Source organism: Polaribacter sp. 2305UL8-11 (assembly GCF_058147165.1).
The window spans coordinates 70,109-83,667 of the sequence record NZ_JBYVJW010000001.1; the positions used below are offsets into that span (position 1 = coordinate 70,109).

A 13,559-nucleotide genomic window follows, 5' to 3' on the forward strand; every position below is an offset into this window, starting at 1 on the left:
ACATTGAATCCTTTTTTTAAAAAAATATTCTTACTAACAACGTTTACAGTATTTGTAAATGTTGTTTCATTTTCACAAAAAACTACCCAAAAAGATAGTACTGCCCAAGTTAAAAAAGATACAGTTAAGTTAAGATACAACTTTAAAAGAACTCAAAAAGGAGGTCTTTTTCTAGATGATTTGGCAAAAAAAACCGTTGTTTTTGACAAAGCATTAAACAAGTATGTAATTATAGAAAAAATTGGCGAATACTATACAAGAACACCCATTTATTTAACTAGAAAAGAATACCAACAATATGTTTTAAAAAGAGACATGTTACAGTATTTTAAAGACAAGGTAAGCGCAACCAACAGCAAGAAAAAAGGGGCAAAAGCTGCACAAAAAGATTTACTACCTACGTATTATGTAAATTCAGACTTTTTCGAAACTATTTTTGGAGGAAACACTATAAAAGTAACACCAACTGGTAGTTTAAATTTAAAGCTTGGTTTTATTTATCAAAATACAGACAATCCACAATTATCAGAAGAAAACAGAAGTAGTTTTACCTTTGATTTTGATCAACAAATAAATGCCAGTTTAAGAGCTAAAGTTGGAGAACGATTAGAGTTTACTGCAAATTATGATACACAATCTACTTTCGATTTTCAAAATTTGGTAAAAATAGATTACACGCCTACAGAAGACGATATTTTACAAGGTATAGAAGCTGGTAATATTTCTATGCCAATTAAAAATTCTTTAATAAATGGTGCCCAGAGTTTGTTTGGTGTAAAAACACAATTACAATTTGGTAATACCAAGGTTACAGCCGTATTTTCTCAGCAAAACTCAGAAAGTAAAACTGTTGTTGCAGAAGCTGGTGCTTCTATAGAGCCTTTTGAGTTAAGAGCTACAGATTATGACAATGATCGTCACTTTTTCTTATCACAATATTTTATAGATAATTATGCCAATTCTTTAAAAAATTATCCGCTAATAAACAGTCAAGTAAATATTACTAGAATCGAAGTTTGGATTACCAACAGAAATGCAAGTACAGAAGATTTTAGGAGCATTGTAGCCTTTGCAGATTTAGGAGAATCTATCCAAAAAAATGTGGTAGATGATATGGGTGGTGTACTAAACCCTGCTAGACCTCAAGCAGTGGTTACAGGAGGTAATTTAACATTTAACGAAGCTAATAACATTTATCAACCTAGTGTTTTGGCTGGTATTAGAGATGTTTCTACAACAGAAACCTCCTTAAGAAATACGTTTGGTATGGAACCTGGTACTGACTATTCTATGCTAGAAAATGCAAGAAAATTAGATGCTAATGAGTTTACTTTAAATCCGCAATTGGGGTTTATTTCTTTAAATAGAAGATTAAATGATGGTGAGGTTTTAGCAGTAGCTTACGAGTATACAGTTGCAGGTTCTGTAAATGGGGTTTCGCAAAAATCTTATAAAGTAGGAGAGTTTTCTAATGATGGTGTGCAAGCTCCAAATAATTTGGCTGTAAAATTATTACGTAGCGAAATTCTACAAACCAAAAGACCAGATGGAAATGGTGGTGAAGAAGCTTTCCCAACTTGGAGGTTAATGATGAAAAACGTTTATGCTTTAGGCGCTTTTCCTTTAACTAGAAAAGGTTTTCGTTTTGAAATTCAGTACAGAGATGACCAAACAGGAATCCCTTCTAACACTCTACAAAATGCCCAAACAGCAGGTATTTCTACAACACCTTTAATTCAAGTTTTAAGATTAGACCAATTAGACCAAACACAGTTTAGAACTCCTGATGGTTTTTTTGATTATGTAGAAGGTGTAACTGTAAACTCTCAAAACGGATATATCTTTTTCCCAGAACCAGAACCTTTTGGAAATGATTTAGTAAAAAATGGCCCAAGTGATAATTTTGGTTTGGATGAGAGTGTAGATGGAAACTTCCTTTTTAAAGAATTGTATTTAAATACCAAAATAAACATCCAAAATAACTTCCAAAATAAAGATAAATACTTTTTAAGAGGGTATTTTAGATCAGAAAGTTCTGGCGGAATTCCTATAGGCGCATTCAATGTTCCAAGAGGTTCTGTAAGAGTAACTGCTGGTGGAAGACAATTGGTAGAAGGTGTAGATTTTGTGGTAGATTATCCTTTAGGTAGAGTGCAAATTATAGATCCAGGTTTAAAGGCATCTGGGGTTCCAATTAGTGTATCTACAGAAAATAATGCTGTTTTTAATCAACAAAGAAAAACCTTTATGGGAATAGATGTTGAGCATAAATTTTCTGATAAATTTACATTGGGTGGTACCGTTTTAAATGTGGTAGAAAGACCCTTAACTCCTAAGGTTAACTTTGGTTCAGACCCTATAAACAATACCATGTTTGGTCTAAATTTTGACTACTCTACAGAAGTACCCTATTTTACCAAATTAATTAACAAATTACCTTTTGTAGAAACAGAAGTACCATCTAATTTTTCAATTCGAGGAGATATGGCTTATTTATTGCCTGGAACACCAAGTGGAATTGATGTAGCTGGTGCTGCAACTTCTTATATAGATGATTTTGAAGCTTCTCAAATACCAATTAGTTTAATTTCGCCTTTAGATTGGTATGAAGCTAGTACTCCAGACACACCAACTTTTCCTATGTTTAATGCTAAACCTATGGCTGGAGAAGAATTAAAATACAATGACAAAAGAGCAAAATTGGCTTGGTACAGTGTAGATCAAATTTTTTACGGATTTGGAGAAACCCCAGCAAGTATAGATGCAGACGAGTTATCTAGAGCAGAAACAAGACAAATTAATTTTAGCGAACTTTTTCCAAATCAACAACTAGACATCACTCAAAATGCACAAATAAGAACTCTAGATTTAGCTTACTTTCCTTCAGAAAGAGGGTCTTACAACTACAACCAAAACCCTAATGAAGTAAATATAGATGTTCCAGACAATAGAGTTACTTTATTAAATCCGCAAGCAAATTGGGGTGGAATTATGCGTGCCTTAAATACCAATAATTTTGATGTTGCCAATGTAGAATACATGCAATTCTGGATCATGGATCCTTACGAAAATTATTCTATTACCAATGAAGAAGGTTTGCCTCAAGGTGTAAATCCTGCAGATGCAAATAACCAAGTAGGAGATTTATATATTAACTTAGGTAACGTATCTGAAGATATTTTAAAGGACAATCGAAAAATGTATGAAAACGGTTTGCCAGAAGAAGATACAGATGTAAATACCAATGCTACAGTTTGGGGTAGAGTGCCAACAAACCCATCTATTATTTATGCATTTAATGAAACTGACGCAGCAAGAACTAACCAAGATGTTGGTTTTGATGGTATTAATGATGCTGATGAAAAATTGTTGCCAGGAATTGGTAACTACGCAAATTTAGCAGATCCTGCTGCAGATAACTTTCAGTTTTTTAGAGGAAGTCAATTAGATGCTGCAAATGCTTCTCTCCTGTCAAGATATAAAGATTTTAATAACACACAAGGCAACTCACCAACGCTAAATCAATCTCCAGAACCTTTTCCTACTTCTTCTACAACCTATCCAGATGTAGAAGATATCAATAGAGACCAAACTATGAATTCTATAGAGAGTTATTTTGAATATAAAATCTCTATGAATAAAAATGATTTGGTAAAAGGAAGAAATTTTATTGTTGATGAAAAAGTAACTACTGTAACTTTAGAAAACGGATCTACACAAAAAACAACATGGTATCAGTTTAGAGTGCCTGTAAGAAGTGGAACTGCTATTAATGATATTCAAGATTTTAACAGTATTCGTTTTATTAGAATGTATTTAACCAACTTTAAAATGCCTGTTGTTGTACGTTTTGGTGAGTTAGATTTGGTTCGTGGAGATTGGAGACGTTATGTAAGAACGTTAGACCCAACTATAGATCCTGATAGAGAATTAACACAAAACGAATTAAACGATTTTGAAGTTGGAGTTGTAAGTATAGAACAAAATGAAGGTACATACATTCAGCCACCAGGAATAGAACGTGAGCGTTTGCAAGGTAGCACTACAGTACAATTGCAAAACGAACAATCTGTATCATTAAAAGTAAATAACATTCCTTCTAATGCAGTTAGAGCTATTTATAAAAACATAAGTGTAGACCTACGTCGTTTTAAAAATTTAAAAATGTTTATGCATCTGCAGAAAAATAATCCTACAGATGATTTAAATAATGATGAAATGTTGGGTATAATTCGTTTAGGAACCGATTTAAACGAAAACTTTTATCAAATAGAAATTCCTTTAAAAGTAAGTACTTCCTTTTCTACAGCTCTAGATATTTGGCCAGAAGCAAATAATTTAGATGCATTTTTAGAAGAATTTGGTAAAGTAAAATTAGAAAGAGATGGAATGGGTGTTTTACCTAACCAAATCTACACCTCTACACAACAAGACCCAAGTTTACCTTATACATTAAGTGTAAAAGGAAACCCAACTTTAGCCAAATTAAGAACCATCATGTTGGGTATAAAAAACACAGCACTTACATCAAAAAGTGGAGAAATTTGGTTTAACGAATTACGTGCTGCAGGTTTTGATAACAAAGGTGGTTGGGCTGCTGTTGTAAATGCAGACGCTAATTTTGCAGATGTTGCCAATGTTTCTTTAGCTGGTAGTGTGTCTACCATAGGTTTTGGTAATGTAGAAGATAGAGTAAACCAACGTTCTTTAGATGAAACCAAAGAGTATGATATTGCTACAACCGTTAATTTAGGTAAAGTATTAACGCCTAAAAAATGGGGTATTCAATTGCCAATGACTTATAGTGTTGGAGAAAAATTTATAGACCCAAAATTTGATCCTCAATATCAAGATGTAACTTTAAAAGACGCATTAGAACAAAATCCAAATAGTGAGTTTTCTAGAGATTATACCAAAAGAACAAGCATTAGTTTTACCAATGTAAAAAAGAATAGAAACCCAAATTCTACTAAAAAACCTAAATTTTATGATGTAGAAAATTTAGCAGTTTCTTATGCACACAATAAAGAGTTTCATAGAGATTATAACATTCAAAAATACATTAATGAAAACGTAAGAGCTTCTGCTTCTTACAACCACACTTTTACTTCTAAACCTATAGAGCCTTTTAAAAACTCGAGCTTATTTAAAAGTAAATATTTACAATTAATTAAAGACATTAACTTTAATCCAATCCCAAAAACGTTAGCTATAAACTCTAGCGTAAATAGAAATTATAGTGAGCAACAATCTAGAAATTTAGTTGCAGGATTATCTCCTCAACCAGAATTAAAACAACGTCGCTTTTTGTTTGATTGGGATTATACAGTTGGTTTCGACTTAACAAAATCGCTTCAATTAAACTTTAATGCAACCAATAGTTACATTTACGATGCATTTGGTAGTGGAGAAGAATTAGAAATTTTTGATGATTTCTTTAACACAGGAAGACCCAACCAATACAGTCAAAAATTAAATGCTACTTACAATCTTCCTATAGATAAAATTCCATTTTTAAAATTTATAAAAGCAGATTATGCCTACACAGCAGATTTTAATTGGCAAGCTGCACCTCAAGGTTCTATAGATGTTAATGGTGCTCAAGTACCTTCTGTAAATCTTATTGGAAACGTAATTCAGAATGCAAATACACACAACTTAAATACCACTTTTAATTTAGATCGTTTTTACAAAGGTTTAGGTTTTGAAAGGTTGTTACTTTCAAAATCACAACGTAAAAACTCTAAAGGATTAAAAGGAAGTGGATTACCTCCTGCACCAGGAAGAATTAACCAAAAGAAAAAATTATCTTTAGGTAAAAAAATCATAAAAGGTACTTTTGATGTATTGACCTCTGTAAAACAAGCAAAAATTAGTTATACAGAAAATAACGGACAATTATTACCAGGTTTTACAGAAGATTTTGGTTTTTTAGGTGGGCCAACAACCTCTTTTGCTTTTGGTAGCCAAGTAGACATTAGAAACAAAGCGTTAATTAATGGTTGGTTAGTAAACCCAAGAGATCCAGCTAATAGCGAATACTATAACAAAACCTATAGCAAAACACATTACAACAAATTAGATTACACCTTTACTTTAAAACCTTTTAAAGATTTAAATATAGATGTAAGAGGTAATAAAATACAAACAAGAGATATTTCTCAACAATTAGATGTTATTAATGATGGTTCAGAATTTGGGGCTTTAGATACTTCTATAAGTACTTTTGAAACTGGTAACTTTAGCACAAGTCATTCTATGATTGCTACAGCTTTTACAAATGGCGATGTTTTATTTCAAAACTTAAGAAACAATAGAGTTGCTGTATCAAGAAGAATCGCTTCTCAAAATGGTATCGATTTAAATGACCCTGCAACAGTTTTTAACCCAGATGGAACTGTAGAAGGTTTTGGAGGCGAAAGTCAACAAGTTTTATTACCTTCTTTTATGGCAGCATATTCTGGTAAAAGTGCCAATACAGTTAATACAGGATTGTTTAGAAACATTCCAATACCTAATTGGACTTTACGTTACAATGGGTTTATGAAATACAAATTCTTTAAAAAGAATTTTAGCAACTTTGTAGTTTCTCACGGTTATAAATCTTCTTACACTGTTTCTAGTTTTACCAATAATTTATTATTTGATGGAAATACAACTGGAGCTAAAAATGTAGCTGGTAATTTTGAACCTCAATTATTAGTGTCTGCAGTTACATTGGTTGATGAATTTTCGCCATTGATAAAAGTAGATATGAAAATGAAAAATTCGTTTTCTTTAAGAGGTGAGGTTAAAAGAGACAGAACATTAACTATGAACTTTAATAATAGCACTTTAACAGACATTAATGGTACAGAATATATCTTTGGTTTAGGCTATGTATTTAAAGATGTAAAGTTTAGCACACGTTTTACAGGTAAAAAACAAACCTTAAAAGGTGATATAAATTTAAGAGCAGATGTTTCTTTAAGAGATAATTTAACACAAATTAGAGCTGTAGATGAAGATAATAATCAAATAAGTGGTGGTCAAAACATTTTTTCTATTAAATTTACAGCCGATTATAGATTAAGTAATAGTTTAACAGCTTCTTTTTACTATAATCATCAAAATTCTAAATACGCAATTTCTACAACGTTCCCAAGACAGGCTATTAATGGCGGATTTAATATCATTTATAACTTAGGAGGTAATTAAAAAATTAAATTAAAATGAACATTCCATCAGAATTAAAGTACACAAAAGACCACGAGTGGATTAAAATTGAAGGCACAACAGCAACAGTAGGTATTACAGATTTTGCGCAAGGCGAATTAGGAGATATTGTATATGTAGACGTAGATACTTTAGACGATACTGTAGAAGAAGGAGAAGTTTTTGGCTCTGTAGAAGCTGTAAAAACAGTATCTGACTTATTTATGCCATTAACTGGAGAAGTAATTGAATTTAACGAAGCATTAGAAGACGAACCAGAATTGGTAAACTCAGACCCTTATGGAAAAGGCTGGATGATAAAACTAACTATTGCAGATGAATCTCAAATAGAACAACTTATAGATGCAGAAGCTTATAAAGAACTTATTCAAGGATAATCTCTTTATTATTGCAGTATGTATAACTTTTGCAATTGCATATTTAAGCCTTATGCAAATGCCAAAAACAAATATTGGTTTTAAAAATACAGATAAAATATATCATACATTCGCTTATTTTACATTAGCACTTTGTTGGTTATTTAGCTTTTATAAAAGACCCAAAGCAAAATACTTTATAGTTATTGGTTGTATTATTTATGGCATAGTTATTGAGATACTTCAAAGCATCTTAACTGTATATAGAACAGGAGATTATAAAGATGTCATTGCAAATACTGTTGGTATTTTGTTAGGATTACTCGTTTTTAACCTTTTTTTAAAAAAAATTAGCGTTAATTGATACGAATACTTGCGAATAAACCAATAATTTAATTAAATTAGCGAACTATTAAAACTCTTTAACAATGGAAATTAAGAAAAACCCAAAGTCAAACTTAGAGAATTACAGCAAAATCTTTATGCAAATTGGTCTTGTTTTGGCTCTTTTTGTAACGTACGCTGCAATCGAAAAAAAGACTTACGATAGAAATATCGGAGATTTAGGTGTTGTAAATATGAATGCTGAAATGGAAGAAGAAATTCCTATTACAGAAAGAATAGAGCCTGTTCAACCAAAAACACCACCACCACCAACTCCAGAAAAAATTGAAGTTGTAGAAGATGAAAAAGAGGTTGAAGAAACTGTTATAGAGTCTACAGAAACTGATGAAACTGAAGCTGTAGAAGTTGAGGAAATCGTAGAAATACAAGAGGTAGAAGAAGTTGTAGAAGATGTAAGTTTTATGATTATTGAAGATGTACCTGTTTTTCCTGGTTGTAAAGGAAATAAAAATGAGCTAAAAGCTTGTTTTAGTAAGATGGTTCAAAAGCATTTTTCTAGAAAATTTGATACAGATTTACCAAATCAGTTAGGTTTAGATCCAGGTAAAAAAAGAGTTTTTATTGGTTTTAAAATTGATAAAAACGGAAATATTGTTGATGTAAATGCTAGAGCACCTCACCCAAAAATTAAAAGCGAAGTAATTAGCGTAATGAAAAAATTACCTAAAATGAAACCTGGAAGACAAAGAGGAAAACCAGTAGGTGTAAAATATAGTATTCCTTTTACATTAATTGTAGAGTAATAAAAATTATATTGCCAGTAAATGGCAAATAGCATAAAAAAGCCAGTGAAAATTTCACTGGCTTTTTCTATTTTAAAAACGACTTAGTCTATAACATTTAAAAACCTTTTAATGGCATTTTAAGCTAGCGAATTAATAAAACCTATAGTTTTGTTATTAAAATTCTCTGGCTGCTCTACATTAACTACATGCCCACAATTATCAATTATATGCAATGAAGAAGAAATGTGTTTAGCAACAATATTTTTAATAGAAGGCAAAAACAAATGATCTTCTGCACCCATCACATATAAAGTAGGAATTTTTATGTCTTTAGTTCTAAAAAAACGCAATAAAGGATTAATTTCTGACGTTAACTTAAACCAACGTATAAACTCTTTCTGATATAATTTCTTTGCTTCATTAACAAACAATAATCTAGATTTTTTATGGTTTTTCTTTGGCATAATAATAAATGCAAAGAACTTATATAATAACATATAAGGCACCACAGATTTAAAAATAACGCCTAACTTCATCAAAATTTGCGAACGAAAATTCAACTTAATAATGGCACCACCCATAATCATACTTTGTACCAATTCTGGTCTTTTTTCAGCTAAATTTCTAATAAGAATAGTTCCTAAAGAGATACCAATAAAATGCGATTGTTTAATTTTTAAATGCTCAATAACCTCTACAATATCATTGGTAATCGAATCAAAAGTGTATTTAGGGTTAAAGGTGTCTTTTAAAGTTGGTTTGCTATTTCCATGACCTCTTAAATCTAAAATCAAAACATTAAAATGCTTCTTAAAATCACGCACTTGTTTGTACCAAATAGAGCTGCTTCCTCCTGCTCCATGCACAAAAGTTACCCATTCTTTAGAAGTTGTATGAGAATATGAATAATAATTTAGCAAATGATTTTATTAAGATTAATCATCAAAAATAAGGCTTTTAATTTTAAGCATAAAATTACCAATTACAGTCAATTTTTAATTTCCAATTTATAACCAACTCCATGCACATTTATCAATTTTATAGAGTTGTCTTCTTTTAAAATTTTTCTAAGTTTAGAAATATAGGTATCTAAACTCCTGCCCACAAAAACACCATTATCTTCCCAAACTTTTTTGGTTAATTCTTCTCTCTTAATAATCTGATTTGGGTTTGATACAAAAATTGCTAACAACTCACACTCTTTTTTAGATAAGGTAATCTCTTTAGCTTCTTTAATTAATTTATTCTGATTTGGGTAAAACCGAAAGCTTCCGAATTTAGAATGTTCTTCTATGACTTTCTCATTACTAGTTTTTTCTTTGTTTTCATGTATAAATAGTCTATAACAAATTCCTAAAATTATCGGAATAAATAGGTAATAGAACCAATTATTTGATGATTTTGAATTTAAAAATTTTACTTGAATTGTATAACACCTTTTTGGCAAAACTCTACCTGCACAAGGAATAATTGTCTTTTCTTTTAATTCATTTATTTCATAACTATAAGCTACTTCATTGTCTGAACATTGTAAAACTTCTACTCTGTAATTTTCACGTATTTCAGATTTTTTAATATTAGATTTTATAATTTTAACCAATACATTGGGTTCAAAACTTAACTGTTTTTCAAATGAAATTTGATATTTCTTCTCTTCAATTTCTTTAACAGGTAAAATTAATGAAGTAGCATCTTTACCACTTAATAACAATTGATTTCCAACTTGTCTTAATGTGATTTTTATTTTTTCTGAAAAGTCATTTTTATCAATTTCCTGAGGATAAAAACTCCAGAAAACAAATACCAAAATCATAAAAACTAATCCTGTAAAAACTTTCTTTTTATTCATATTGATACAAATAACGACCAATTTCATCAATTTTTACAAGCGTTGACACTTCTTTTACATTTTTTTGACACTTTTTTCAAGCACTAAAAATAGTTTTACTCAATAATCATTAAAACTAAAAAAAATGAAAAAAATATTAATTGCAATCACAATTCTATCTATCAACGTTTCTTTTTCCCAAGAAAAATTACCAATCAACATTCAAAAAAGTAGTATAAAATGGATTGGAGAATACACCTTTTATTTTGGTGGACATGATGGATTTATCAATTTTAAAAAAGGTTATTTTATCAAAGAAAATAACGTAATTACTGGTGGGGAATTTATTATCGACATGAATTCGATTACAAATACAGATATTGAAGAAAAAGTAGGTAAAGATAATTTAGTAGACCATTTAAAGAAAGAAGATTTTTTTGATGTTCAGAAATTTCCTTTGTCAACTTTAAAAATAACAAAAGTTGAATATCATAATAAAACAAGTGCAAGATTAGAGGCAGATTTAACGATGAAAGGAATTACAAAATCAATTAACTTTCAAGCAAAGTTTGATTATAAAGAAAAAGAAATGAAAACACGTTTTAAAATTGATAGAAAAAAATGGAATGTTAATTATGAAAGTAAGTTTAAAGACGGTGCAATTTCTGATGCTATTGGTTTTGAAGTTTCAATAAAATTATAAAATGATGAAAAAGAATATCCTAATTATACTCTTCACAATTTGGTCTAATATTTCTTTTGGACAAAAAAATGAATTTAATTTAATAAAACTAGATTCCACTTGGGGGCAAGAAGTGCTGCGTTTTCCTGCCAGAAATATGGATTATCTTGGTGTAGGAGAAGTAAGGTTTCCGCCAAAAGGATGGATCAAACCAGAGCATCCTAATTTTTGGTCTTATACATATGCTTGGAGCATAAATGTAAATAGAAAAATAAAAGCAGACGAATTGTCTATTAATTTAATAAAATATTTTAATAGCTTAAATAAGATTGATATGAATGATTCTAGCAATCCTAAAAAATCATTAGCATTCGTTAAGAAAATTAAAACAAGAAAATCAACCACTTTTTTTGAAGGAAAAGCAACTATTTTCGATCGTTTTGCAACTCAGAAAATGCTGGTTTTAAATGTGAAAATTGAAAGTAATTATTGTAAAAAATCACAAAAAACAGTTTTATTGTTTACCTTTTCTCCAAAAGAATTCAATCATAAAACTTGGAAAACTTTAAATAAAATTGAATTGGTAAATAAATTTTGTAAAAATTAAGAGCATGAAAAGTATCTATTTAATAATCTTTTGTTTCTTTTCATCAATTATTTTATCTCAAGAACCCAAAGAACTTTCAATTCTAAAAAATACCAAAAACTGGAAAAAAGAAATTATTAAATTTCCCATAGATTGGGCTCCAGATTTAAAGGTTACAGGTTTTGAAGAACTTCGTTTTTCTCCAAAATGGTCAGATGCTAAAAGTGATGAGTTTTGGTCTTTAGTAATGGCTTGGAAAATAAATGCAACATCTATATTTAACATAAAAGAAACACAAAATAATATTAAAAATTATTTTAATGGTTTAATGAAACCAAATCATTGGGCTAAAGATTTTCCAGATCCAAAAGTAAAATTTAAAAAAATCTCAAAAACTAACTTTACAGGAGAAATGACTTTTTTTGACGGTTTTCATACAGGAAAAGTAATTACTGTACATATAAAAGGGGATCAGTTCTTTTGTAAAAAAAAGCAAAAAAACGTTATTGTTTTTCGTTTATCTCCAAAAAACATGAATTATAAAATTTGGAAAACCTTGGAAGAAATTGAACTTGACAAAGCCTTTTGTGAGAAATAAAAGCATAAAAAAAGACGAACAATTCTGTTCGTCTTTTTTAACAACTAACTAAATTTAAAAACTACTCTACAATTAAAGTATATTCTGGTGTTTTGTTAAAAGGACAAAAGTATTTATAAGTTCCTTTTTTTAGTGTTACTTCTTTAGAAGATTCTTTTTTACCATGTTTTACCATTTTAGAAACATAAGCGTTTTTTATATGGTTTTTAGGATTGGCTCCGTCTTTTCCTTCTTTTATTAAAACCAAACCTACTTCTGGAGCAGCATTGTTGTTAGATACTTCAAAAATGTATGTTCCTTCAGATAAAGTGATTTGCTTCTGCGTAAACTCACCTTTTGTTTGTTCTAAAGAAACTGTTTTTACATTTTCTTTTTTCATCATTTTATCTTGTGCATTTGCGTTAAATGCAAAACCCATTACTACTACTAAAATTGCGATTACTTTTTTCATTATTTCTATTGTTTTATGTTTATATATTAATTTGTTATTTCGAGCGCAGTCGAGAAACCTTTTTATACTGTTGCTACTTCTACAACTTTTGCTACAGGAAAATCTACAGGTACTTCTGTTGTTCTATGAAAATAATTGGTAATGGTAATTTCGCCAATTAATAAAATAGCATCTGCTAAGCTTCCTTTGGTATAACCAGCTGCATAAAAATTTTCAACAGTTTCTGGTGTTGCTGCTCCTCTATTTACTGCAACACTTCTTGCAAATTTTGCTAAAGCGTCTAACTTTGAATCGAAAGAAGCATTTCCTGTTCTTAATTCTAAAATTTGATCTTCTGTAAAACCATTCATTTTACCAATTGCAGTGTGTGCAGACAAACAGTATACGCATTCGTTTACTTGACTTACTGCTAAATTAATTACTTCTTTTTCTTTTGCTGAAAAGCTTGTTTTTGCGTTTCCAAAAGCTAAAAAATTACCCAATGCAGTTTCGCTATGCGCAAAAGATGCATATAAATTAGGTACAAAACCTAATCCTTTTTCTAGTTGGTTAAAAATTGCTTGATTGTTTTCTGATACTTCGTTTTTTGTTGGTACATTAAATGTGCTCATAATTGTAATGCCTGCTGCAAACAGGACTTTTTTAATTGTGCTGAACTTGTTTTCAGCATCTTATTATTAACTATTGTTTACTTATTTTCTTTTTTTGAATCA

Annotated in this window: 11 protein-coding genes; 7 read left to right on the forward strand and 4 right to left on the reverse strand. The window is 30.0% G+C overall.

The genetic code is table 11. The features are described 5' to 3' along the window. Positions 1–3 precede the first annotated feature (3 nt). The 4 genes from sov (at position 4) to ACY2RW_RS00285 (ending at position 8,719) form a co-directional block, all read left to right on the forward strand. Positions 4–7,197, forward strand: coding sequence for a T9SS outer membrane translocon Sov/SprA (gene sov, locus ACY2RW_RS00270; protein ID WP_490120681.1), 7,194 nt, complete (start codon positions 4–6; stop codon positions 7,195–7,197). Positions 7,198–7,211: 14 nt separating this feature from the next. Beyond that, positions 7,212–7,592, forward strand: coding sequence for a glycine cleavage system protein GcvH (gene gcvH, locus ACY2RW_RS00275; protein WP_490120682.1), 381 nt, complete (start codon positions 7,212–7,214; stop codon positions 7,590–7,592). A 58-nt stretch (positions 7,593–7,650) separates the two neighbouring features. Continuing rightward, positions 7,651–7,935: a VanZ family protein gene (locus tag ACY2RW_RS00280; protein ID WP_490120683.1), complete on the forward strand. Its 285-nt coding sequence runs from the start codon at positions 7,651–7,653 to the stop codon at positions 7,933–7,935. Between the two features lie 64 nt (positions 7,936–7,999). Beyond that, positions 8,000–8,719 carry an energy transducer TonB gene (locus ACY2RW_RS00285; protein ID WP_490120684.1) on the forward strand — a complete coding sequence of 240 codons (720 nt, stop codon included), beginning with the start codon at positions 8,000–8,002 and terminating at the stop codon, positions 8,717–8,719. Between the two features lie 119 nt (positions 8,720–8,838). Here ACY2RW_RS00285 and ACY2RW_RS00290 read toward each other — a convergent pair whose 3' ends face one another. Then, positions 8,839–9,621 (reverse strand): alpha/beta fold hydrolase, encoded by a 783-nt coding sequence (locus tag ACY2RW_RS00290; RefSeq protein ID WP_490120685.1) that lies wholly within the window; start codon positions 9,619–9,621, stop codon positions 8,839–8,841. Positions 9,622–9,689: 68 nt separating this feature from the next. Further along, entirely contained in the window at positions 9,690–10,550 is an 861-nt protein-coding gene (locus tag ACY2RW_RS00295; RefSeq protein WP_490120686.1) for a winged helix-turn-helix domain-containing protein, read from the reverse strand. Positions 10,551–10,674: 124 nt separating this feature from the next. Between ACY2RW_RS00295 and ACY2RW_RS00300 the strand changes: the two genes are divergently transcribed. From ACY2RW_RS00300 to ACY2RW_RS00310, 3 genes are read left to right on the forward strand one after another with little or no spacing between them, the layout of a single operon-like run. After that, the gene (locus ACY2RW_RS00300; RefSeq protein ID WP_490120687.1) at positions 10,675–11,232 is read left to right on the forward strand and encodes a YceI family protein; all 558 of its coding nucleotides are present in this window, start codon (positions 10,675–10,677) and stop codon (positions 11,230–11,232) included. Position 11,233: 1 nt separating this feature from the next. Further along, a complete protein-coding gene (locus tag ACY2RW_RS00305) occupies positions 11,234–11,818 on the forward strand; it encodes a hypothetical protein (RefSeq protein ID WP_490120688.1) in 585 nt (194 codons plus the stop codon). A gap of 4 nt (positions 11,819–11,822) precedes the next feature. Next, a complete protein-coding gene (locus tag ACY2RW_RS00310; protein ID WP_490120689.1) occupies positions 11,823–12,395 on the forward strand; it encodes a hypothetical protein in 573 nt (190 codons plus the stop codon). A gap of 61 nt (positions 12,396–12,456) precedes the next feature. Here the strand turns inward: ACY2RW_RS00310 and ACY2RW_RS00315 are convergent, their stop codons facing one another. Both ACY2RW_RS00315 and ACY2RW_RS00320 read right to left on the reverse strand, forming a co-directional pair. Further along, on the reverse strand, positions 12,457–12,846 hold the full coding sequence (locus ACY2RW_RS00315; RefSeq protein ID WP_490120690.1) for a cupredoxin domain-containing protein: 390 nt from the start codon (positions 12,844–12,846) through the stop codon (positions 12,457–12,459). A 62-nt stretch (positions 12,847–12,908) separates the two neighbouring features. Beyond that, on the reverse strand, positions 12,909–13,457 hold the full coding sequence (locus tag ACY2RW_RS00320; protein WP_490120691.1) for a carboxymuconolactone decarboxylase family protein: 549 nt from the start codon (positions 13,455–13,457) through the stop codon (positions 12,909–12,911). Positions 13,458–13,559: the final 102 nt, after the last annotated feature.

What these genes read in the sequence shown, in the direction of transcription:
- ACY2RW_RS00280 (WP_490120683.1), top strand. Translation starts at nt 7,651, where the DNA reads ATGCCAAAAACAAATATTGGTTTTAAAAATACAGATAAAATATATCAT.
- ACY2RW_RS00305 (WP_490120688.1), top strand. Translation starts at nt 11,234, where the DNA reads ATGATGAAAAAGAATATCCTAATTATACTCTTCACAATTTGGTCTAAT.
- gcvH (WP_490120682.1), top strand. Translation starts at nt 7,212, where the DNA reads ATGAACATTCCATCAGAATTAAAGTACACAAAAGACCACGAGTGGATT.
- ACY2RW_RS00315 (WP_490120690.1), bottom strand. Translation starts at nt 12,846, where the DNA reads ATGAAAAAAGTAATCGCAATTTTAGTAGTAGTAATGGGTTTTGCATTT.
- ACY2RW_RS00300 (WP_490120687.1), top strand. Translation starts at nt 10,675, where the DNA reads ATGAAAAAAATATTAATTGCAATCACAATTCTATCTATCAACGTTTCT.
- ACY2RW_RS00295 (WP_490120686.1), bottom strand. Translation starts at nt 10,550, where the DNA reads ATGAATAAAAAGAAAGTTTTTACAGGATTAGTTTTTATGATTTTGGTA.
- ACY2RW_RS00310 (WP_490120689.1), top strand. Translation starts at nt 11,823, where the DNA reads ATGAAAAGTATCTATTTAATAATCTTTTGTTTCTTTTCATCAATTATT.
- ACY2RW_RS00320 (WP_490120691.1), bottom strand. Translation starts at nt 13,457, where the DNA reads ATGAGCACATTTAATGTACCAACAAAAAACGAAGTATCAGAAAACAAT.
- ACY2RW_RS00285 (WP_490120684.1), top strand. Translation starts at nt 8,000, where the DNA reads ATGGAAATTAAGAAAAACCCAAAGTCAAACTTAGAGAATTACAGCAAA.